This window comes from Pseudomonas sp. Tn43 (assembly GCF_014192635.1).
GTDB lineage: Bacteria > Pseudomonadota > Gammaproteobacteria > Pseudomonadales > Pseudomonadaceae > Aquipseudomonas.
Map to the genome: position 1 here is coordinate 215,698 of NZ_JACHYG010000004.1, position 20,435 is coordinate 236,132.

Annotated in this window: 17 protein-coding genes; 11 read left to right on the forward strand and 6 right to left on the reverse strand. The window is 60.0% G+C overall.

Translation table 11 applies throughout. The annotated features are described in order from the left end of the window. Positions 1-105: 105 nt before the first annotated feature. From FHW68_RS12665 to aspA, 4 genes are all read right to left on the reverse strand, one after another. Positions 106-1,104, reverse strand: coding sequence for an AraC family transcriptional regulator (locus tag FHW68_RS12665; protein WP_183680639.1), 999 nt, complete (start codon positions 1,102-1,104; stop codon positions 106-108). Between the two features lie 147 nt (positions 1,105-1,251). After that, positions 1,252-2,256 (reverse strand): asparaginase, encoded by a 1,005-nt coding sequence (locus FHW68_RS12670; RefSeq protein ID WP_183680641.1) that lies wholly within the window; start codon positions 2,254-2,256, stop codon positions 1,252-1,254. 175 nt (positions 2,257-2,431) lie between these two features. Next, complete coding sequence (locus FHW68_RS12675; protein ID WP_095632847.1) at positions 2,432-3,883, reverse strand: sodium:alanine symporter family protein; 1,452 nt, start codon at positions 3,881-3,883, stop codon at positions 2,432-2,434. Between the two features lie 501 nt (positions 3,884-4,384). Then, a complete protein-coding gene (aspA, locus tag FHW68_RS12680; RefSeq protein WP_095632848.1) occupies positions 4,385-5,809 on the reverse strand; it encodes an aspartate ammonia-lyase in 1,425 nt (474 codons plus the stop codon). 179 nt (positions 5,810-5,988) lie between these two features. On the opposite strand from aspA, the gene FHW68_RS12685 reads away from it, so the two are divergent. The 5 genes from FHW68_RS12685 to FHW68_RS12705 all read left to right on the forward strand — a co-directional run bounded on the left by FHW68_RS12685 (position 5,989) and on the right by FHW68_RS12705 (position 9,801). Continuing rightward, positions 5,989-6,906: a LysR substrate-binding domain-containing protein gene (locus FHW68_RS12685; RefSeq protein ID WP_095632849.1), complete on the forward strand. Its 918-nt coding sequence runs from the start codon at positions 5,989-5,991 to the stop codon at positions 6,904-6,906. 330 nt (positions 6,907-7,236) lie between these two features. Further along, entirely contained in the window at positions 7,237-7,728 is a 492-nt protein-coding gene (gene purE / locus FHW68_RS12690) for a 5-(carboxyamino)imidazole ribonucleotide mutase (protein WP_095632850.1), read from the forward strand. 11 nt (positions 7,729-7,739) lie between these two features. Then, complete coding sequence (locus FHW68_RS12695) at positions 7,740-8,822, forward strand: 5-(carboxyamino)imidazole ribonucleotide synthase (protein ID WP_095632851.1); 1,083 nt, start codon at positions 7,740-7,742, stop codon at positions 8,820-8,822. Positions 8,823-8,929: 107 nt separating this feature from the next. Continuing rightward, complete coding sequence (locus FHW68_RS12700) at positions 8,930-9,181, forward strand: GlsB/YeaQ/YmgE family stress response membrane protein (RefSeq protein WP_095632852.1); 252 nt, start codon at positions 8,930-8,932, stop codon at positions 9,179-9,181. 83 nt (positions 9,182-9,264) lie between these two features. Further along, positions 9,265-9,801, forward strand: a complete 537-nt coding sequence (locus FHW68_RS12705) for a DUF3299 domain-containing protein (RefSeq protein WP_183680643.1) — start codon at positions 9,265-9,267, stop codon at positions 9,799-9,801. Between the two features lie 124 nt (positions 9,802-9,925). On the opposite strand, the gene FHW68_RS12710 is transcribed toward FHW68_RS12705, so the two are convergent. Together FHW68_RS12710 and FHW68_RS12715 are read right to left on the reverse strand one after the other, a co-directional pair. Continuing rightward, complete coding sequence (locus FHW68_RS12710) at positions 9,926-10,825, reverse strand: D-hexose-6-phosphate mutarotase (RefSeq protein ID WP_183680645.1); 900 nt, start codon at positions 10,823-10,825, stop codon at positions 9,926-9,928. Between the two features lie 84 nt (positions 10,826-10,909). Then, positions 10,910-11,314: an acyl-CoA thioesterase gene (locus tag FHW68_RS12715; protein WP_007896491.1), complete on the reverse strand. Its 405-nt coding sequence runs from the start codon at positions 11,312-11,314 to the stop codon at positions 10,910-10,912. 401 nt (positions 11,315-11,715) lie between these two features. Between FHW68_RS12715 and FHW68_RS12720 the strand changes: the two genes are divergently transcribed. The 6 genes from FHW68_RS12720 (at position 11,716) to phoU (ending at position 20,285) form a co-directional block, all read left to right on the forward strand. Then, the gene (locus tag FHW68_RS12720) at positions 11,716-13,014 is read left to right on the forward strand and encodes an MFS transporter (RefSeq protein WP_095632855.1); all 1,299 of its coding nucleotides are present in this window, start codon (positions 11,716-11,718) and stop codon (positions 13,012-13,014) included. 232 nt (positions 13,015-13,246) lie between these two features. Next, complete coding sequence (locus FHW68_RS12725) at positions 13,247-14,245, forward strand: phosphate ABC transporter substrate-binding protein PstS (RefSeq protein ID WP_095632856.1); 999 nt, start codon at positions 13,247-13,249, stop codon at positions 14,243-14,245. A 490-nt stretch (positions 14,246-14,735) separates the two neighbouring features. Continuing rightward, entirely contained in the window at positions 14,736-16,769 is a 2,034-nt protein-coding gene (locus FHW68_RS12730; RefSeq protein ID WP_183680975.1) for an ABC transporter permease subunit, read from the forward strand. Between the two features lie 15 nt (positions 16,770-16,784). Then, on the forward strand, positions 16,785-18,455 hold the full coding sequence (gene pstA / locus FHW68_RS12735; protein WP_095632858.1) for a phosphate ABC transporter permease PstA: 1,671 nt from the start codon (positions 16,785-16,787) through the stop codon (positions 18,453-18,455). Between the two features lie 114 nt (positions 18,456-18,569). Continuing rightward, positions 18,570-19,403 carry a phosphate ABC transporter ATP-binding protein PstB gene (gene pstB / locus FHW68_RS12740; RefSeq protein ID WP_095052363.1) on the forward strand — a complete coding sequence of 278 codons (834 nt, stop codon included), beginning with the start codon at positions 18,570-18,572 and terminating at the stop codon, positions 19,401-19,403. A gap of 120 nt (positions 19,404-19,523) precedes the next feature. After that, entirely contained in the window at positions 19,524-20,285 is a 762-nt protein-coding gene (gene phoU, locus FHW68_RS12745) for a phosphate signaling complex protein PhoU (protein WP_007896483.1), read from the forward strand. The last annotated feature ends 150 nt before the right edge of the window (positions 20,286-20,435 follow it).

A 20,435-nucleotide genomic window follows, 5' to 3' on the forward strand; every position in this document is an offset into this window, starting at 1 on the left:
CCGCCCCCTGTAGGAGCGAGGCTTGCCCGCGAAAGCGATGGTCCAGTCAATGGAGATGCGTCGAATGTACTGGCCTCTTCGCGGGCAAGCCCGCTCCCACAGGGATTATCGGTGTGGCCGGAACTGACTCGGCGCCACGCCGCTCCAGCGCACAAACGCATGGCGGAAACTTGCGGTCTCGCTGAACCCCAGCGCCTCGGCTATCCGATAGATCGGCAGATGATCTTCGCAGAGCATTCGCTTGGCCTGCTCGAAGCGCAATTCATCGAGCAGTTCCTGATAACTGCAGCCAAGGTCTTTCAGATGTCGGCGCAGCGTGCGCGCCGAGCAATTCATCTGTTCGGCCAGCCCATCCAGGCCCGGGGCTGCGTTGAGCTGCGAAGCGAGGAGTTGGCGGATGCGCCCGAGCCAGGCCTGACGCCCGGTGAACTCAGTGTTTTGTTTGCGACAACGCTCGGCCATGGCCTGATGGGTAATGGCGTCGGCCAGAGGCAGAGGTTGTTCAAGCCAGCGTTTGTCGAAAGCAAAGGCATTGGACACGGCATCGAACTGCAAAGGGCAGTCGAAACGCTCGGCATAGCGCGCCTGATAATCCGGCGCCGGGTATTCGAAGCGGGCACCGAGCAGGGGCAGAGGGTGGCCGAGCAAGTCTTCGCAGGTGACTTTCATCGAGACCAGGCAAAACTCGACATTGAACGGCGCCAATGCCGGATTTTCCCGATAGTCGCCGGCGGTGAGCCAGATGCGCTCGTCGTCTTCCACCAGGCTCAATTCGAACAGTGTTCCCAATAGCGCCGGATAGTGCAGCGCCAACCGCAAAGCGTCACCTAAAGTGGCGCTGGTGAGTAAGGCATACCCGAGCATGCCGTAGGACGAAACGTGCATCCGCCGGCCCAGTTCCAGGCCGATATCGCGGCGTAACGCGACGGCGTTGGCGCAAACCAGCATCTCCTGGTTGGTGGTGATGCGCGTATCCGCCCGGCTCAGATCCGCCGCGCTGATACCACTGCCGGCCAATAATGCTTCGCTGGACAGGCCTTCGGCCTTGAAGGTGTCAAGCACCAGGGAGACGGCATTGAGGGTGGTGAGATGGGAGTGGAGCATGGGTGCTTCCAGCGTTGGGCGTGCCGGAAGGGGAGCAAGTTACATGCCTGATGGCCCCTGTAGGAGCGAGGCTTGCCCGCGAAGGCGTCCTCAAGTGCGCCAAAAGCTTCGCGGGCAAACCTCGCTCCTACAGGGTTTTGTGTTGTGTCAGCTCAGTTCGCCGCACAGGTCGAGCTCGACCAGCCGCCGAACTTCAGCCGATTCAAGCCCTGCACCCAGCAGCCCATGCAACTTGCCAAACGCCGCCTCGCGAGTCATGCCGCCACCGGACAACACACCGGCGTCACGCAAGCGGCTGCCCGCCTCGTATACGTCGAGCTGCACGCCACCTTCATGACATTGTGTCACCGCGACCACCACCACGCCTTGGTCCCGCGCTCGCTCCAGGCTGACGAGAAAGTCCGGGTTGTCGCTTGGCCCGGTACCGCTGCCATAACATTCCAGCACCAGCCCCTGAATACCGCTGTTGAGCACGCCATCCAGTTGATCGGCACCGATGCCCGGGAACAGCGGCAGCACCGCGACCTTCGCCAGCTGTTTAGGCTGGTTGTAATTCAGCTGCGCCGGTACGCAAGTCGCTTTCACGCCGCCGCCCTGACGCTCCAGCCGCTTGAACGGATGACGACCGAAACTGCGAACCTTGGCGCAACGGGTCGGGTCGAGCAGTTCACCATGGAAGTAAAGATGAACGCCCGGCGCCAGGCCCTGGCCCAAAGCAACCAACGCACCGCTGAGGTTTTCCCAGGCATCACTGTCGGTCACGCCGGCCGGCAACATGGAGCCGGTGAACACCACGCGGGCATGCAGGCCGAGCAGCTGAAAGCTCATGGCGGCGGCGCTGTAGGCCAGGGTATCGGTGCCATGCAGGATCAACACGCTGTCGCAGCCCTGGACATCAACAGCATCGACCACCGCTTCACGCAGTTGCTGCCAGTAGGCGGGCGTCATATTGGCGCTGTCGATCAGCGGCGACATTTCGCGAAAGCGCCACTGCGGCACTACCTGTTCAGGCTGGCTGTGCAGATACTCGCGCATCCGCGCTTCGAAACCGGACGCCGGGGCCAAGCCGTGGGCACTGGCTTGCATGCCGATGGTGCCGCCGGTGTAGAGCACCATGACGTGCCGGGCAGCGGGAAAAGTCGAGGAATTCATGGAGGTTCTCCAAAAACGATAGGGGAGCGAGCCTGCTCGCGGTGGCAGCGATGGGGTCTCAAGCTCGAACCAGAATGGCAGCCTCGAAAAAGCTGCCACAACTTGCGACCGAGCATGACGCCGGTCGCAAGCTGTGTCACGCCGGGCGCAGAGGATGCGCCCGGTTTTTTACCGATCAGCGTTGCGCTGCGGTCACGCCTTGCGGCTCTGCTGCCGCCGTAGGAGTGGCGGCTGTCGGATTGGCTGGCCAGGCTTTCAGGTCCAGGTCCAGATCCGGGAATTTGCTCGAATCGAACACCGGGGTCTTGATGCCGGCAGCGCGCTGGTCATCGTAGTCACGCAGGATGCGCATGCCGACCTTGAACAGCAGGAACAGCGCAATCAGGTTCACGAACGCCAGCATCGTCATGGTGATGTCGGCGAAGGCGAACACGGTGCCGAGGTTTTCAATGGCACCCCAGAAAATCAATACCAGTACCAGCGTGCGATAGCCGATCAGCGCCTTGCGGTTTTCACCCATCATGAAGCGCAGGTTGTTTTCGCCCAGGTAATAGTTGTAGAGGATCGAGGTGAACACGAACAACGACAGGGCCACCGAAATGAAGATCCGGCCCCAGTCACCGACCACGGCGGCCAGGGAGTTCTGGGTCAGGGCAATGCCGTCGCCTTCGAAGCCCGGGGTGTAGAAGCCCGACAGCAGGATCAGCAACGCGGTGCAGGTGCAGATCACGAAGGTGTCGAGGAACACGCTGAATGCCTGAACCACGCCTTGGGAGACCGGGTGCTCGACCGAGGCCACAGCGGCCACGTTCGGCGCACTGCCCAGGCCCGCTTCGTTGGCGAACACGCCGCGCTTCACGCCCATGACGATGGCGCTGCCGATCAGGCCGCCGAACGCCTGGTCCAGACCGAAGGCGCTTTTGACGATGGTCATCAACATGCCCGGAACGTGGTCGAACTGCAGCACGATCACGTAGAGGGTCACGCCGATGTACGCCAGGGTTTTCACCGGTACCAGCAGGTCAGCGACTTTGGCGATCCGCTTGATACCGCCGATGAACACCAGGCCCAGCAATACCGCCAGTGCCAGCCCGGTGTAAGTGGTGTCGAAGCCGAAGGCGTTGTTCAGCGAGTGGGTCACGGCGTGGGCTTGCAGGCCGTTGAAGGCAAAGCCGAAGGTGATCAACAGCAGGAACGCCATGATCATGCCCAGCCAGCGTTTCTGCAGGCCGTGCTGAATGTAAAAGGACGGGCCGCCACGGAACTGGCCTTCGGAGTCGCAGCGCTTGTAGAGCTGGCCGAGGGAGCATTCGAAGAAGCTGCTGGACATGCCGACCAGCGCGGTCACCCACATCCAGAACACGGCACCGGGGCCACCGAGGGTCACAGCGATGCCGACACCGGCGATGTTACCGGCACCGACGCGACCGGCGAGGCTGAGCATCAGGGCCTGGAACGAGCTGAGCTGGCCAGCGCTGCTTTTGAGGCTGTCGCGGAACACCGCGAACATGTGGAAGAAATGGCGGAACTGAACGAAACGCGAGCGGATCGTGAAGTAGCTACCGAGCCCGACAATGAGCACGATCAGTACTTTCCCTGAGAGGAAGTCGTTGATGACTTCGAGCATGGATTATTCCTCGCTATTTTTTGTGTGTGCAAATACTGGATGGCCGGACACATCGAGTTACACCGGCTTTCGCATGGCATAACAGGTGGATCGAGGTTCGTTCCGGTTCCATATCGCGGGTTGTTATTAGTTCGGGTTTCGCATGGGTTTGGGCCTCGTTACCGACGACCGCTCACGCGAAGAGGGCCGGCACTATACCTAGGAGAGTGCCGTCCGTCTGCACGATTGTGGTGCAAGCGACGAAACGAAGCTTTTAAATACCCGACTTTTCGAGTCAGGCTCATGGGGGAGCGAGCCTGCTCGCGATGCAGGCGCTGCGGTCCAGTCAAAGGCACCGCGTTATCGTTTATCGCGAACAGGCTCGCTCCCACAAAAGACGTTTTTCCTGCCAAAGAGTTAAAAAAAAGGGCTTGAGGGAGTAAATCCCCAAGCCCTCAAAAGGTGAGAGGTGTCTAGTCCCTCGACCTGGTGAGCGTGCTCTTCAAAAGAGCCTGCGTTCGGTTAAGCCTTCAAAGGCACCAGACGCGGAGCAATCATGTTTTCCGGGCGCAGGATGTCGGCGAGCATTTCTTCGTCGAGCAAGCCTTCTTCGCGCACCAGTTCCAGCACGCCGCGGCCGCTTTCAAGCGCGATACGGGCAATGCGGGTGGCGTTTTCATAGCCGATGTACGGGTTCAGCGCGGTGACCAGGCCGATCGAGTGTTCGACCAGTTCACGGCAGCGCTCTTCGTTGGCAGTGATGCCGACGATGCAGTGCTCGCGCAGCATGTCCATGGCGCGCTGCAGCAGGCGGATCGAGTCGAAGATCTTGAAGGCGATCAGCGGCTCCATCACGTTCAGTTGCAACTGGCCGCCTTCGGCCGCGATGGTCAGGGCCAGGTCGTTGCCGATGATCTGGAACGCGACCTGGTTCACGGCTTCCGGGATAACCGGGTTGACCTTGCCTGGCATGATCGAGCTGCCTGGCTGACGCGCTGGCAGATTGATTTCGTTGATGCCGGTGCGCGGGCCGCTGGACAGCAGACGCAGGTCGTTGCAGATCTTCGACAGCTTGACCGCGGTGCGCTTGAGCATGCCGGAGAACAGCACGAAGGCGCCCATGTCGGAGGTGGCTTCGATCAGGTCGGCGGCTGGAACCAGTGGGTGACCGCTGATGGTCGCCAGGCGTTGCACGGCCAGGTGCTGGTAGCGCGGGTCGGCGTTGATGCCGGTGCCGATCGCGGTGCCGCCCAGGTTCACTTCGGTCAGCAGCTCTGGCGCCAGGGTCTTCAGGCGTGCAAGGTCTTCGCCCAATGTGGTGGCGAAGGCGCGGAATTCCTGGCCCAGAGTCATTGGCACGGCGTCTTGCAGCTGGGTACGACCCATCTTCAGAACGTGGCTGAACTCTTCACCTTTGGCGGCAAACGACTGGATCAGGCTGTCGAGGCTGGCCAGCAGCGCGTCGTGACCCAGCAGCAGGCCCAGGCGGATTGCGGTCGGGTAGGCGTCGTTGGTCGACTGCGCCATGTTGACGTCGTTGTTCGGGTGCAGGTACTGGTATTCGCCTTTGCTGTGGCCCATGGCCTCCAGCGCGATGTTGGCGATGACTTCGTTGGCATTCATGTTGGTCGAAGTGCCAGCGCCGCCTTGAATCATGTCCACCACGAATTCTTCGTGGAAATCACCGCGGATCAATCGGGCACAGGCTTCGCTGATAGCAGCGTGCTTGGCTTCGCTCAGGTGACCCAACTCGCGGTTGGCGTCAGCGGCGGCCTGCTTGACCATTGCCAGACCGACAACCAGTTTCGGGTAATGCGAAATCGGAACGCCAGAGAGGCGGAAGTTGTTCACCGCTCGCAGGGTCTGGATGCCGTAATACGCTTGAGCAGGTACTTCGAGTACGCCAAGCAGGTCTTTTTCTGTGCGGAAAGATGCAGCGGAGGACATGATAGAAATCATCTCGATATGGACCCGGTCTGTGCCGGAACACTGCAAATGCTAGGCTTGTGATGAATTTTGGGCCAATGCTGTTAAACACTAGCCTATGCACATTCGGCATAATGCCCGTGTGACGCCGCGTGTGCGGCGAGCGTGTGACCCAATTTGGTGCGTGTGCGGAGGGTGTGATGAATCTGGAAAGTAAATGGCTCGAGGACTTTAGCGCTCTGGCCGCCACCCGCAGTTTTTCCCAAGCGGCAGAAAGACGCTTCGTGACCCAGCCGGCGTTCAGTCGCCGAATCCGCAGCCTCGAAGCTGCGCTGGGGCTGACCCTGGTGAATCGCTCCCGCACGCCGGTGGAGCTGACAGCGGCGGGGCAGCTGTTTCTGGTTACCGCGCGAACCGTGGTCGAACAGCTGGGTGAAGTGCTGCGCCACCTTCATCACCTGGAAGGCGGGCAGGGCGAAGTGATGCAGGTTGCCGCCGCTCACTCCCTGGCGCTGGGTTTCTTCCCGCGCTGGATCGCGCAGTTGCGCAACGAGGGGCTGAACATCGCCACGCGACTGGTGGCCACTAACGTTGGCGATGCGGTGCATGCATTGCGTGAAGGCGGCTGCGATTTGATGTTGGCGTTCTATGACCCGGACTCGGCGATGCAAATGGACCCGGAGATTTTCCCCTCGCTGCATCTGGGAGATACCGAAATGCTCCCGGTCTGCGCCGCCGATGCCGACGGCAAGCCGTTGTTCGACCTGGAAGGCGAAACCAGCGTGCCGCTGTTGGCCTACAGCGCCGGTGCGTTTCTCGGGCGCTCGGTCAACATGCTGTTGCGCCAGCGCGCCCTCAGGTTTACCACTATTTACGAAACCGCCATGGCCGACAGCCTGAAAAGCATGGCGCTGGAGGGGTTGGGCATCGCCTGGGTGCCGCAACTGAGCGTGCGCGCCGAACTGGCTCGCGGTGAGTTAGTCGTCTGCGGTGGCCCGCAATGGCACGTGCCACTGGAGATCCGTCTGTACCGCTGCGCTTTGGTGCGCAAGGCCAATGTGCGGTTGTTGTGGCGCAAGCTTGAAGGTGGCGCGGCCCAAACCACCACCGGTTCTTGAATACAACGAAGAACCCTGTGGGAGCGGGCTTGCCCGCGATTGCGGCGTGTCAGGCAGCATCATTGTTTGCTATACCGGCCTCATCGCAGGCGAGCCAGCTCCCACAGGGATTTGTGGTGGATTTGATTGACCTTGAGGTCAATAAAACCGGCACGTTGCGCCGTATGACAGATGGTCGCATCGGGGGCTGTTTATCTGCTTCATTGAGGTATACTGCGCGGCCTTCGGCCGGTTCGTCCGGCCATTTTTCGTACAATCAAGCCACGCATTTCTGCGTGGCTTGTTGTTTTTTGACGCGCCCGCGGGCGCCCAGAGAGAAGAGGCACGACGATGAGTGCACTGGTTGGCGTGATCATGGGCTCCAAGTCCGATTGGTCCACCCTTAGCCACACCGCCGATATGCTGGAAAAGCTCGGCATCCCTTACGAGGTGAAAGTGGTCTCCGCCCACCGCACCCCGGACCTGCTGTTCCAGTATGCCGAAGAGGCCGAGGCCCGTGGCATCGAGGTGATCATCGCCGGTGCCGGCGGCGCGGCCCACCTGCCAGGCATGTGTGCGGCCAAGACCCACCTGCCGGTGCTGGGCGTCCCCGTACAGTCGTCGATGCTCTCGGGCGTCGATTCGCTGCTGTCCATCGTGCAAATGCCCGCGGGCATTCCGGTTGCCACCCTGGCCATCGGCAAAGCCGGCGCGATCAACGCAGCGCTGCTCTCGGCGAGCATCCTGGGCGCCAGGCATCCGCAATTTCATACCGTGTTGAAGAAATTCCGCGCTGAGCAGACAGACAGCGTCCTGGACAATCCAGACCCACGCATCGCCTGAGGTTGTTGACGATGAAAATCGGTGTAATCGGTGGCGGCCAGTTAGGCCGCATGTTGGCGCTGGCGGGCACTCCGCTGGGCATGAATTTCGCTTTCCTCGACCCGGCGCCAGATGCTTGCGCAGCCGCGTTGGGCGAACACCTGCGTGCCGATTACGGCGATCAGGATCACCTGCGTCAATTGGCCGATGAAGTCGACCTGGTGACCTTCGAGTTCGAAAGCGTCCCGGCCGAAACCGTGGCATTCCTGTCGCAATTCGTTCCGGTGTACCCAAGCGCCGAAGCCTTGCGCATCGCACGTGATCGCTGGTTCGAAAAGAGCATGTTCAAGGACCTGGGGATTCCGACCCCCGCGTTCGCCGACATCCAGTCGCAAGCCGACCTGGACGCCGCCGTGGCTTCGATCGGTCTGCCCGCCGTGCTGAAAACCCGCACCCTGGGTTACGACGGCAAGGGCCAGAAAGTCCTGCGCAAGCCTGAAGACGTGGTCGGCACCTTCGCCGAGCTGGGCAGCGTTGGCTGCCTGCTGGAAGGTTTTGTGCCGTTCACTGGCGAAGTCTCGCTGATCGCAGTGCGCGCTCGCGATGGCGAAACCAGGTTCTACCCACTGGTTCACAACACCCACGACAGCGGCATTCTCAAGCTGTCCGTGGCCAGCACCGATCACCCGCTGCAAGCGTTGGCTGAAGATTACTCCAGCCGGGTGCTCAAGCAGCTGGAGTACGTCGGCGTGATGGCGTTCGAGTTCTTCGAAGTCGACGGTGGCCTCAAGGCCAACGAAATCGCCCCGCGCGTACACAACTCCGGGCACTGGACCACCGAAGGCGCCGAGTGCAGCCAGTTCGAAAACCACCTGCGGGCCGTTGCCGGTCTGCCGCTGGGTTCGACGGCCAAGGTGGGTGAGAGCGCGATGCTCAACTTCATCGGTGTGGTGCCACCAGTAGAAAAAGTGATGGCGATCGACGATTGCCATTTGCATCACTACGGCAAGGCTTTCAAGGTCGGTCGCAAGGTCGGTCACGCCACTCTGCGCTGTGCAGACCGCGAGGCGTTGGCTGCGCAGATCCTCAAAGTCGAAGCGCTCATCGCCGAATAGTTTCATGTGACGGCGGCGGAACCTTCAGGGGCCGCCGTTCTCTGATGGCAGGATGCAAAAGTCTGTCTAGGCTTTCGGCATATCCAAATCATTCAGAGGGAAATGCCATGGGAATTATCGGAACCATCTTTATTGGTTTGATTGTCGGCCTGCTGGCTCGGTTTTTGAAACCGGGCGATGACAGCATGGGCTGGATCATGACCATCCTGCTCGGTATCGGCGGTTCGCTGGCGGCTACTTACGGCGGCCAGGCCCTAGGCATTTACCGCGCTGGCGAAGGCGCAGGTTTCATCGGTGCGCTGGTGGGCGCGGTGGTTTTGCTGGTGATCTACGGCCTGATCAAAAAAAGAACTCATTGAAGTGATAAAGCCCTCTGCGCGTCATCGCCGCAGAGGGCTAGAATGCTCGCGCTACACCGTCCTTTCTTTTGCCGAGCCCTTTCATGCGCCGTCTTCTGTTGACTCTTTTCTTCCTGGGCAGTGGTTTGGTCCATGCCGGCGAACTGCCGGAAACCGACTGGCTTGAACTGATGCCCAAGTCGGACCAGAAGGCCCTCGAGGCCATGCCCGAAATCGATCACAACTCACCGGAAGCCAACGGCACCTTTACCCAAAAGGGTGGCATGAAGCAGAGCAAGGGCTTGCCGGCGGTGATGTACTCGACCAAAACCGTGCCGTCGATGAACGACAAGCACATTCGCATTGGCGGTTATCCGGTACCATTGGAATCCGACGCCAAGGGCCACAGCACGTTGTTCTTCCTCGTGCCCTATCCAGGCGCTTGCATCCACGTGCCACCACCGCCGCCAAACCAACTGGTGCTGGTGCGTTATCCAAAAGGCTTGAAGCTGAACGATATCTACACGCCGCTGTGGGTGACCGGCACGTTGAAGATCGAGACGGTCAACAATGACCTGGCGGATGCGGCGTATGCTCTGGATGCAGCGCAGGTGCGGGTGGTGCAGGAGTCTGATCTCTAGCAACCAACGAAAATAACTGTGGGAGCCAGCCTGCTGGCGATGGCGTCGTGTCAGTCAACTTGAAAGTAGCTGACGGACCGCTATCGCCAGCAGGCTGGCTCCCACATTTTGTATTGCGGTATGGCTAGAGCGGTTTGGTGCCGATACTGACGCCCAGGGTATGACTCGCCCCCGGTGCCAGCGTCACCACATCGTCCATCACATTGGCCGTTTCAATGCACAGCATGCGCTGCCAGCCATCGTCGGCCATATCGCTGAATGCTGCGGCGCGGGCGATCCAGGGGTTCCAGATCACTGCCGAACGCGAACCGCTGCTGGTCAGTTCGATGCGTCGTTCCCAATGCGGGTCAACGATACTCAGCGTTGGCGGGGTATTGAGATAGATGCGGTCGGTTTCACCGTTAAAACGCAAATCACCGGTCTGGGTGACGGTTTTCCAGTCGTCCAGGGTTTCGATATAGCTCAAGCCATCCAGCCCTTCGACATGCACGTTGCGCACATCGCTGACCGCGAAATAGCTATGCAGGGCCTGGCTGATGGTGACGTGTTCAGCGCCCTTGTTCTGGCTCGTCAGGCTGATGTGCAACTGCTCATCCAGACGAATGCTCAACTTCAAGTCCACCTGATGTGGCCAGCCTGGCAGGCCGCCTTCGGGGTAGGGCAGATTGAATTCCGCCTTCAGGCTTTCGCCCTCGGTTTCGATGCCGAGCAGCTCCCAGTCCATCGCCCGCACGAGACCATGGGCGGTCGGCGGTTCCTGGCTGACGCGCATGGCCTGGACACTCTGCGGGTTGCGCGCCAGGTTGCCGAACCACGGCCAGCACACCGGCACGCCGGTGCGGATGCTTTTGCCAGCCTTGAACACAGCCTTGTCGTTCAGCCAGATCAGCGGCGGCTGGCCGTCCACTTGATAACTGAGAATGTGCGCACCTTGTTGGGCCACCAGCAATTCGGCCTGACCGTGGCGGATGCGCCAGCAGTTCAGTTCATCCAGTTTCACGGCTTCAACGTTGGGCGTGCTCATGGGGCAACTCTCAATCAGGAACAATGACTCAATGGACCGCAAAACGGTCGCGGGGTTTAACGCGCCGTTTTTACAAGCTCCGGTTTAACGGGCCCGAGGCGGAACCGAGCGAGTGCGGCCGCTACCGTCGATGGCGACGAACACGAACACGGCTTCGGTCACTTTACGCCATTCGCTGGACAGTGGGTCATCGCTCCAGACTTCAACCATCATCTGGATCGAGCTACGGCCGATTTCCAGGGCCTGGGTATAGAAGGACAGCTGCGCGCCCACCGCTACCGGCACCAGAAACGCCATGCGATCGATTGCCACGGTGGCCACGCGACCACCCGCCACCTTGCTGGCCATTGCGGTGCCAGCCAAATCCATCTGCGCCACCAGCCAGCCGCCGAAAATATCGCCAAAGCCGTTGGTTTCGCGCGGAAGCGCGGTGATTTGCAGGGCCAGGTCGCCTTGCGGGATTGGATCTTCTTGTTCGAGCTCTATCATGCCGGGGGTGCCTCTGACCCGTGACTCTTCATTGGTACTTCAGGTTGAATAGCCGTCTTACGGCTCCGCGCGCAAGTGCCTGCGCACTGGAGCCTTGGAAAAACGATTCAGCCCCGAACATACTGCGTTCGTCACGTTTTTCTTAAGGCGCCTAAAGGGAAACTCTGCGAAATCGGCTGACAGGTGCCAACGACGGTTTCGCACAGCAACCCTTACAAACCGTTGCAATGTTGCGAGTATATCGATCGGTAGACTCCGAGACGACCATCCGGTTCTCATTTTGACCGTCAAATACGCGCTTCTATGTGCTTTTTTGAACAATTTGCTATCGTGCCGAACCTGCCCAAGCCTCTGCCAGCGTTGTCGAGGTTGCAGATCCGACTATAAGAGAAGCCCTTGCCATGACCACAGCGCCCTCGAGCATCGCGCAGCCCAGCCAATCCGCACGCCCGTTGACCCGCAACGACTATAAGACGTTATCGCTGTCTGCCCTGGGCGGCGCGCTGGAGTTTTACGACTTCATCATCTTTGTGTTCTTTGCCACAGTGGTCGGCAAACTGTTCTTTCCCGCCGACATGCCCGAGTGGCTGCGCTTGATGCAGACATTCGGCATCTTCGCCGCCGGCTACCTGGCGCGGCCATTGGGCGGCATCGTCATGGCGCACTTCGGTGATCTGCTGGGACGCAAGAAGATGTTCACTTTGAGCATTTTCATGATGGCAGTCCCGACCCTGATCATGGGCTTGCTGCCCACTTACGCGCAAATAGGTATGTGGGCGCCGATCCTGTTGCTGCTGATGCGGGTCATCCAGGGCGCGGCGATTGGCGGTGAAGTGCCGGGAGCCTGGGTATTCGTTTCCGAGCACGTGCCGCAGCGTCACATCGGTTATGCCTGCGGCACGCTGACCAGCGGTCTGACCGCCGGTATTCTTTTGGGCTCGTTGGTCGCGACCGCAATCAATAGCATCTATACGCCGGTGGAAGTGTCGGATTACGCCTGGCGAATCCCGTTCCTGCTGGGCGGCGTGTTTGGCCTGTTCTCGGTCTACCTGCGTCGTTGGCTCCACGAAACCCCGGTGTTTGCCGAGTTGCAATTGCGCAAAGCCCTGGCCGAGGAAGTACCGCTGCGCGCCGTGTTGCGCGACCATCGCGGTGCGATTCTGATTTCCATGCTGCTGACCTGGCTGCTGTCCGCCGCCATCGTGGTGTTGATCCTGATGACCCCGACCGTATTGCAGACGGTCTATCACTTCGCGCCAACCACCGCCCTGCAGTCCAACAGCGTGGCGATTGTGCTGCTGAGCATCGGCTGCATCATTGCCGGCGCCCTGGCGGATCGTTTCGGTGCGGGACGCGTATTCGTGTTCGGCTGCGCAGCGTTGCTGGCCAGCTCCTGGACCTTCTACCACAGCCTGGCTGAGCATCCCGACTGGCTGTTCCCGATGTACGCCCTGACAGGCTTGCTGGTGGGCACCATTGGTGCGGTCCCGTATGTCATGGTCAAGGCATTCCCGCCCGTGGTGCGCTTTAGCGGCCTGTCGTTTTCCTACAACGTCGCCTACGCCATTTTCGGTGGCCTCACGCCGATGATCGTCAGCCTGCTGCTCAAGGAAAGCCCGATGGGGCCTGCCTATTATGTGGCGGTTCTGTGTGGCGTCGGGATTCTGGTGGGGGCGTATCTCTGGAAGAAGGGTCGCTAAGCCGACCGACGTCTTCGTGGGCAAGCCTCGCCCCTACAGGTCATGCGCCAATTTTGAAATGACACTAATCCTGTAGGAACGAGGCTTGCTCGCGAAGACGATAACGCGGTCTGCCTGCAAAAAAAGCAAATGCTGGCCTTTCATCCAATTGTCATATTTCAGCCATAGAGTGTTCACACGGCCTGCTGATACTTGGCCCCGACTTAACACACCTATCTGCTAGGAGTAAGGCATGAAACTGAAGCGTTTGATGGCGGCAATGACTTTTGTCGCTGCTGGCGTTGCGACTGCCAACGCGGTTGCCGCTGTTGACCCTGCTATCCCGAGCTACACCAAGACCACTGGTGTGTCGGGCAACCTGTCCAGCGTCGGCTCCGATACCCTGGCCAACCTCATGACCCTGTGGGCTGAGAACTACAAAAAAGAATACCCGAACGTAAACATCCAGATTCAGGCTGCCGGTTCTTCTACCGCGCCACCTGCGTTGACTGAAGGCACCGCTAACCTGGGCCCGATGAGCCGCAAGATGAAGGATAACGAACTGCAAGCCTTCGAAACCAAGTACGGCTACAAGCCAACCGCTATTCCGGTTGCTGTGGATGCCTTGGCGGTGTTCGTGCACAAGGACAACCCGATCCAGCACCTGACCATGGAGCAGGTCGATGCGATCTTCTCCTCGACGCGTCTGTGCGGCGGTAAAACCGATGTGAAAACCTGGGGCGATCTGGGTGTGACCGGCGATCTGGCCAACAAGCCGGTGCAACTGTTCGGTCGTAACTCGGTATCCGGTACTTATGGCTACTTCAAGGAAGAAGCCCTGTGCAAAGGCGACTTCAAGCCAAACGTCAATGAACAACCAGGCTCGGCTTCGGTCGTGCAATCGATCAGCTCTTCGCTGAACGGCGTGGGCTACTCGGGCATCGGCTACAAGACCGCCAGCGTGAAAACCGTGGCCCTGGCCAAGAAAGGCAGCACCGATTTCGTTGAAGACACTGAAGAAAACGCCCTGAACGGCAAGTATCCGCTGTCGCGTTTCCTCTACGTGTACGTCAACAAGGCCCCGAACAAGCCTCTGGCCCCGCTGGAAGCCGAGTTCGTGAAGCTGATTCTGTCCAAACAGGGTCAGGAAGTGGTTGTGAAAGACGGCTACATCCCGGTGCCAGCCAAGGTTGCTGCAAAAGCACTGGCTGACCTGGGTCTGCAAGAAGGCGGCAACGTCGCAAAAAAGTAAAACCCTAGGTCCGGGCTAAACCCCGGACCTGTGTAGGAGCGAGGCGTGCCCGCGAAAGCGGTGGGTCAGTCAACATTGATGTTGAATGTAACGACCCGTTCGCGGGCAAGCCTCGCTCCTGCAAATGCCGGTAAATACCGGCCCCCAAATTTCCAATCCACTGCCAGTTACCACTGGCGGCGGATTTGTTGCGTCACTGCATTGTCATCTTTCTGTCATACAGGATCGCTAGGGTGTGCGCATGAATGATCTGGCCAATTCCACCATGACTACAAATCCCCCCAAGCGAATTGACTTCAATACGCCTGAGCTGCAACGCAAGCGCCGTATTCGTGCGCTGAAAGATCGCCTGACCCGTTGGTACGTCCTCGTGGGCGGCCTCGCCGTGCTCGGCGCGATCACCTTGATCTTTTTCTTCCTCGGTTACGTCGTCGCGCCGCTGTTCCAGGGGGCCGACCTGACCGCCAAAGACGCCATCACGCCCGCCTGGATGCAAGACGCCGGCAAGCCGCTGATGATTTCCCTCGAAGAACAGAACCAGGTCGCCATGCGGGTTTCCGACAAGGGCCAGGCATTGTTCTTTGATGTCGACACGGGCACTGAGCTGCGCCGCGTCGACCTGCCGATTCCGGCCGGCACCCGCGTGACGTCCATCGGTGAAGATCAGCCTGGCCAGCCGTTGGTGGCGTTGGGTTTGTCCAACGGTCAGGCGCTGGTGTTCCGTCACACCTATAAAGTCAGCTACCCGGAAGGCAAGAAGACCATCTCGCCGGCCATCGAATACCCGTACGGCGAAACGCCAATCGTGTTGAACGAGGCGGGCGGCGCTCTGGAACACGTCAGCCTCAATGCTGCCGATTCGACCCTGCTACTGGCCGGCTCTACGGCCGCGCAGTTGCATGTCCTGTCGCTGACCAGCGAAGAAAACATGATGACCGGCGAAGTCACCAACGAGAAGAAGCGCGTTGAGCTGCCGCAAATGACCGAGCCGGTGAAGAACATCTTCATCGACCCGCGTCAGCAGTGGTTGTACGTGGTCAATGGTCGCGCTCAGGCCGACGTTTTCAGCCTGCGCGACAAGAGCCTTAACGGGCGCTACAAATTGCTTGAAGACGGCAATACCGAAGTCACCGCTATTACCCAATTGCTGGGCGGCATCTCGCTGATCGTCGGTGACTCCAAGGGTGGTCTGGCCCAATGGTTCATGGCTCGAGACCCGGATGGCGAGCAGCGCTTCAAGCAGATCCGCACCTTCCAGATGGGCACAGCGCCGATCATTGAAATCACCGCTGAAGAGCGTCGCAAAGGCTTCGTTGCCCTGGATGCGTCCGGCAAACTGGGCGTGTTCCACAGCACCGCTCACCGCACGTTGCTGGTGGATCAGGTGGTCGATGGCCAAGGTCTTTTCGGCCTGTCGCCACGGGCCAACCGCGTGATCGTGGAGCAGGGCGGCAAGCTTCAACCGCTGCTGCTCGACAACCCGCACCCGGAAGTGTCGTGGAGCGCGTTGTGGAGCAAGGTCTGGTACGAGAACTACGACGAGCCTAAGTACGTCTGGCAATCGACCGCGGCCAATACTGACTTCGAACCCAAGCTGAGCCTCTCGCCGCTGACGTTCGGCACCTTGAAAGCTGCGTTCTACGCCATGCTGCTGGCCGCGCCACTGGCCGTCGCCGCTGCGATCTACACCGCGTACTTCATGGCCCCGGGCATGCGTCGCAAGGTCAAACCGGTGATCGAGCTGATGGAAGCGATGCCGACGGTAATCCTCGGTTTCTTCGCCGGCCTGTTCCTCGCTCCGTATGTGGAAGGACATTTGCCGGGCATTTTCAGCCTGCTGCTGTTGATGCCGATCGGCATCCTGGTCGCCGGTTTCACTTTCAGCCGCCTGCCTGAATCGCTGCGCCTGCGGGTGCCGGACGGCTGGGAAAGCGCGATCCTGATTCCGGTGATCCTGTTCGTGGGCTGGCTGTCGCTGTACATGAGCCCGTACATGGAAACCTGGTTCTTCGGCGGCGACATGCGCATGTGGATCTCCCACGACCTGGGCATCACCTACGACCAACGCAACGCTCTGGTGGTCGGCCTGGCCATGGGCTTTGCGGTGATTCCGAACATCTACTCCATCGCCGAAGACGCCGTGTTCAGCGTGCCTCGCGGTTTGACCCTCGGTTCCCTGGCCCTCGGCGCCACGCCGTGGCAGACCATGACGCGCGTGGTGATCCTCACCGCCAGCCCGGGCATCTTCTCGGCGCTGATGATCGGCATGGGCCGTGCGGTGGGTGAAACTATGATTGTGCTGATGGCCACCGGCAACACTCCGGTCATGGAAATGAACCTGTTCGAAGGCCTGCGCACCCTGGCGGCCAACGTTGCGGTGGAAATGCCTGAGTCGGAAGTCGGCGGCAGCCACTACCGCGTGCTGTTCCTCTCGGCGCTGGTGCTGTTGTTGTTCACCTTCATCATGAACACCCTCGCGGAACTGATTCGTCAGCGTCTGCGCAAGAAATACTCGTCGCTTTAAGAAAGGTAGAAGTCTGTGAAACAGAACTCCCTGAAAGGATGGTTCAAGAGCGGCGCCCCCGGCGTCTGGATCAGCGGTGGCGCGGTGTCCATTGCAGTCATCATGACCATTGGCCTGCTGGCGGTGATTGCCGTGCGCGGCCTGGGTCACTTCTGGCCGGCGGACCTGATCCACGCCAGTTACGACGTGCCGGGCCAAGCCAATCACCTCGTCATCGGCGAAGTGGTGCAGAAGGAAGAAGTGCCACGTGAGCGCCTGAAAAGCGCTGGCCTGCCGGTGCCCGATCAGGGCCCGGAGTTCATGACCCGCGAGCTGATCAAGGTCGGCAACCGTGACCTGAACGGCACTGACTTCACCTGGATTGTCGGCGAGTGGCTGACCAACCAGAAGACGCCACCCGAGCTGATGGCCATCGAGCGTCGCGAGTGGGGCAACTTCTACGGTTACCTGGTCAACGTCAAACAAGATGGCAAGGTCATCGCTGAAGGCGAGGCCGCATGGCCTGAGTTGCAGGCGCGCGTGGATCGCGTCAACCAGCTCGCCGCACAGCTCAAGACCCTGGAAAAGGTCGACATCGGCGCGATCAACGCCGGTCTCGAGCGGGTGCGTCTGCACGGTCGCAAACTGGAATTGGAGGGCCGTCTCGACGCAGCCGCGCAAGCGGATCTGGAGGCCGAGCGCGCCGAGCTCAATGCGCGCTACCAGGACATCGAAGCGCGCCTGAATGATCTGCACGCTCAGTTCAACCGCGACAGCCTGACCGCTCGCGATGCCAACGGCAAAGAAGTCGAAATCGGCATTGGCAAAGTGGTTCACGCCTACCAGCCGAACGCCATGGGCACCTTCACCAAGATCGGCTTCTACTTCAGCAAGGTCTGGGAATTCCTCAGCGATGACCCCCGTGAAGCCAACACCGAAGGCGGGATTTTCCCGGCGATTTTCGGCACCGTGATGATGACCCTGATCATGGCGATGATCGTGACACCATTCGGCGTGCTGGCGGCGGTCTACCTGCGTGAATATGCACGTCAGGGGCCGATGACCCGGTTGATCCGTATCGCGGTGAACAACCTGGCGGGGGTTCCGGCCATTGTTTACGGCGTGTTCGGTCTGGGCTTCTTCGTCTACGTGCTTGGCGGTTCGGTCGACCGGTTGTTCTTCCCCGAAGCACTGCCGGCGCCGACGTTCGGTACGCCGGGCCTGCTCTGGGCCTCGCTGACCCTGGCCCTGCTGGCCGTGCCGGTGGTGATTGTGGCTACCGAAGAAGGCCTGGCGCGGATTCCTCGCACCGTGCGCGAAGGCTCGTTGGCCCTCGGCGCCACCAAGGCAGAAACCTTGTGGAAGATCGTCCTGCCAATGGCCAGCCCGGCGATGATGACCGGGATGATCCTCGCGGTGGCCCGTGCCGCCGGTGAAGTGGCGCCGCTGATGCTGGTGGGTGTGGTGAAACTGGCGCCATCGCTGCCGCTGGATGGCAACTACCCGTACTTGCACCTGGACCAGAAGATCATGCACTTGGGCTTCCACATTTATGACGTCGGCTTCCAGAGCCCGAACGTCGAAGCCGCGCGACCGCTGGTATACGCCACCGCTTTGCTGCTGGTACTGGTGATCGCCACGCTCAACTTGTCGGCGGTTTATATCCGTAACCATCTGCGCGAAAAATACAAAGCGCTGGATAGCTAATTGATAAGCCACAAGCGGCAAGCTACAAGCGGCAAGAAAATGCTGCTCGCCGCTTTTGCTCAAAACTTGCAGCTTGCAGCTTGAAGCTTGCAGCTACGAACGGAGTGAGACCCCATGCAACACGAAGCACACACTCACGGCATCAACATGTCGGCCCTGGGCCGCGACAAACAGAGCCTGAGCCTGGAGCAGGAAACCGTGGCCATTGAAGTGCCGGGCCTGAGCCTGTTCTATGGCGACAAACAGGCGTTGTTCGATGTCAGCATGAACATCCCGAAACAGCGCGTGACTGCCTTCATCGGTCCGTCCGGCTGCGGCAAGTCCACGCTGCTGCGTACCTTCAACCGTATGAACGACCTGGTGGATGGCTGCCGCGTCGACGGCGCCATCAACCTCTACGGCAACAACATCTACCGCAAGGGCGAAGATGTGGCCGAGCTGCGTCGCCGGGTCGGCATGGTGTTTCAGAAGCCTAACCCGTTCCCGAAAACCATCTACGAGAACGTGGTTTACGGTCTGCGCATCCAGGGCATCAACAAGAAACGCATCCTCGACGAAGCCGTTGAATGGGCGTTGAAAGGCGCGGCGCTGTGGGATGAGGTCAAAGACCGTCTGCACGAGTCGGCACTCGGCCTGTCCGGTGGTCAGCAGCAACGTCTGGTGATTGCCCGCACCATCGCCGTGGAGCCGGAAGTATTGCTGCTCGACGAACCCTGCTCGGCACTCGACCCGATCTCCACGCTGAAAGTCGAAGAGCTGATCTACGAACTGAAATCCAAGTTCACCATTGTTATCGTGACCCACAACATGCAACAGGCCGCGCGGGTTTCCGACTACACGGCGTTCATGTACATGGGCAAGCTGGTGGAGTTCGGCGACACCGACACGCTGTTCACCAATCCGGCGAAGAAGCAGACCGAAGACTACATCACAGGACGGTACGGCTAGCCGTACAGCCGCAAGCGTCAAGCTGCAAGCGGCCAGAAAGAAGCGGTGCGATTTCAGGACTTATACATAACTGCTTGAAGCTTGCAGCTTGAAGCTTGCAACTTTCGCGGAGCGAACAAGATGATTAGTAAAGAAGGCCTTACTCACCACATTTCCGCACAGTTCAACGCCGAGCTGGAAGAGGTGCGCAGCCATCTCCTGGCCATGGGCGGGCTGGTCGAGAAGCAGGTCAACGACGCGGTCACCGCGCTGATCGAGGCCGACTCCGGCCTGGCCCAGCAAGTGCGTGAGATCGACGACCAGATCAATCAGATGGAACGCAACATCGACGAAGAATGCCTGCGCATTCTGGCCCGTCGCCAACCGGCGGCGTCGGACTTGCGTCTGATCATCAGTATCTCCAAATCGGTGATCGATCTGGAGCGCATCGGCGACGAAGCCACCAAGATCGCCCGCCGTGCCATTCAGTTGTGCGAAGAAGGCGAAGCGCCACGCGGTTACGTCGAGGTTCGCCACATCGGTGACCAGGTCCGCAACATGGTTCGCGATGCGCTGGACGCATTTGCCCGCTTCGACGCCGACCTGGCGTTGTCGGTGGCGCAGTACGACAAAATCATCGACCGCGAATACAAGACCGCGCTGCGCGAACTGGCCACCTACATGATGGAAGACCCGCGCTCTATCTCGCGGGTGTTGAGCATTATCTGGGTGCTGCGTTCGCTGGAGAGAATCGGTGACCACGCGCGCAACATCTCGGAACTGGTGATTTACCTGGTGCGCGGTACCGACGTGCGTCATCTGGGCCTCAAGCGCATGAAGGAAGAAGTTGAAGGCACAAGTGCCGAAACCGCTAATGTTCCGGGCAAAGCTGACGATAAGTAAGATTGCCCAAGAAAAGCGCCCGGCCCTTTGGCCGGGCGTTTTGTTTGTGTGGCTTTTGAATTGAAGAGCAGCACCCGCGAACGAAAAGTCCCGGCGTGACTGAAGAGTTTTGGCAAAGTGCCATCAGCCAGCGTTATGCTTGCCGGGATC

What these genes read in the sequence shown, in the direction of transcription:
- FHW68_RS12665 (WP_183680639.1), bottom strand. Translation starts at nt 1,104, where the DNA reads ATGCTCCACTCCCATCTCACCACCCTCAATGCCGTCTCCCTGGTGCTT.
- FHW68_RS12670 (WP_183680641.1), bottom strand. Translation starts at nt 2,256, where the DNA reads ATGAATTCCTCGACTTTTCCCGCTGCCCGGCACGTCATGGTGCTCTAC.
- FHW68_RS12675 (WP_095632847.1), bottom strand. Translation starts at nt 3,883, where the DNA reads ATGCTCGAAGTCATCAACGACTTCCTCTCAGGGAAAGTACTGATCGTG.
- aspA (WP_095632848.1), bottom strand. Translation starts at nt 5,809, where the DNA reads ATGTCCTCCGCTGCATCTTTCCGCACAGAAAAAGACCTGCTTGGCGTA.
- FHW68_RS12685 (WP_095632849.1), top strand. Translation starts at nt 5,989, where the DNA reads ATGAATCTGGAAAGTAAATGGCTCGAGGACTTTAGCGCTCTGGCCGCC.
- purE (WP_095632850.1), top strand. Translation starts at nt 7,237, where the DNA reads ATGAGTGCACTGGTTGGCGTGATCATGGGCTCCAAGTCCGATTGGTCC.
- FHW68_RS12695 (WP_095632851.1), top strand. Translation starts at nt 7,740, where the DNA reads ATGAAAATCGGTGTAATCGGTGGCGGCCAGTTAGGCCGCATGTTGGCG.
- FHW68_RS12700 (WP_095632852.1), top strand. Translation starts at nt 8,930, where the DNA reads ATGGGAATTATCGGAACCATCTTTATTGGTTTGATTGTCGGCCTGCTG.
- FHW68_RS12705 (WP_183680643.1), top strand. Translation starts at nt 9,265, where the DNA reads ATGCGCCGTCTTCTGTTGACTCTTTTCTTCCTGGGCAGTGGTTTGGTC.
- FHW68_RS12710 (WP_183680645.1), bottom strand. Translation starts at nt 10,825, where the DNA reads ATGAGCACGCCCAACGTTGAAGCCGTGAAACTGGATGAACTGAACTGC.
- FHW68_RS12715 (WP_007896491.1), bottom strand. Translation starts at nt 11,314, where the DNA reads ATGATAGAGCTCGAACAAGAAGATCCAATCCCGCAAGGCGACCTGGCC.
- FHW68_RS12720 (WP_095632855.1), top strand. Translation starts at nt 11,716, where the DNA reads ATGACCACAGCGCCCTCGAGCATCGCGCAGCCCAGCCAATCCGCACGC.
- FHW68_RS12725 (WP_095632856.1), top strand. Translation starts at nt 13,247, where the DNA reads ATGAAACTGAAGCGTTTGATGGCGGCAATGACTTTTGTCGCTGCTGGC.
- FHW68_RS12730 (WP_183680975.1), top strand. Translation starts at nt 14,736, where the DNA reads ATGCAAGACGCCGGCAAGCCGCTGATGATTTCCCTCGAAGAACAGAAC.
- pstB (WP_095052363.1), top strand. Translation starts at nt 18,570, where the DNA reads ATGCAACACGAAGCACACACTCACGGCATCAACATGTCGGCCCTGGGC.
- phoU (WP_007896483.1), top strand. Translation starts at nt 19,524, where the DNA reads ATGATTAGTAAAGAAGGCCTTACTCACCACATTTCCGCACAGTTCAAC.